Origin of the sequence: Vibrio sp. 1562 (genome assembly GCF_033340155.1) — a bacterium.
Lineage (GTDB): Bacteria > Pseudomonadota > Gammaproteobacteria > Enterobacterales > Vibrionaceae > Vibrio > Vibrio alginolyticus.
Map to the genome: position 1 here is coordinate 1 of NZ_JAWOVY010000190.1, position 857 is coordinate 857.

The 857-nt window shown below is 49.1% G+C and carries 1 protein-coding gene; it reads right to left on the reverse strand.

Annotated features, from left to right (window positions below):
* Positions 1–119: 119 nt before the first annotated feature.
* Positions 120–857: arylamine N-acetyltransferase (locus tag R7Z49_RS24075; protein ID WP_318112241.1), on the reverse strand; the 738-nt coding region annotated here is incomplete at its 5' end.

An 857-nucleotide genomic window follows, 5' to 3' on the forward strand; every position in this document is an offset into this window, starting at 1 on the left:
CACAGCAACAAATTCGCTGACCCCTTCCCAATTCGCCATGCTGTATTCCTGTCGACCTCTTTTAGACAAATAGTGATGAAAATGTTCTCGTCGCGCTACGCTTTGAAAACGGGAGAATTTTACGCGTCAGGCAACGGACGAAGATCGCCGTACTGCGCATCAAGCTCAATGCCGAAGTATTCTTTCAATGCATCCAGATAGGCTTGGCCTGGCTCTAACTCCAATTCTGTCTGCTCACCTTCGCTGGTGTATTTGAGTGTGTAGTTAAGCAATGTCACCAACCCACTTTCTGTTGCTTTCGCCGCGACTCTTGCGCTGGTAAAACGCGAGTGAGGAGAAGTGGAGGTAAAAAAGTTGCCACACGCGATATCACCCGCAAACACAAACTCTAAATCGAAGCTATAAAGGTTATTCCACGTGTCCGTTCCGTCCGTTGACAACACTTGAAGGAAGTAACCAAACTGAGCATCTTCGACAAAGAGGAAGGTTGGTAAATCCGTCTGAATCACCTGGTTGAGTATAAGCGGCAATGGCGCGCGCGGCGTATTGGAGCCAAAGCCTACATCGACAATCCATGCTTGTTCATCCAGCATCACCAACGTGATTTGATGGCTGCGACCTGTCGGCGTCCCCATCACGTGAACACGCCCAAGTAAGCTGCGCGCTTCAAACCCGAGGGTCTTGAGCACATCGAGCATTAAGCCATTCAGTTCAAAGCAGTAGCCACCACGGGAGTGATACACGGTTTTTTGAATGATGTCTTCAATCTCAACAGAGATGCCACGCTGCAACGAAATATCAAAGTTCTCAAACGGCAGGCAACGGTGCTGCGCTACGTGAATCTTGTGCAATGACTC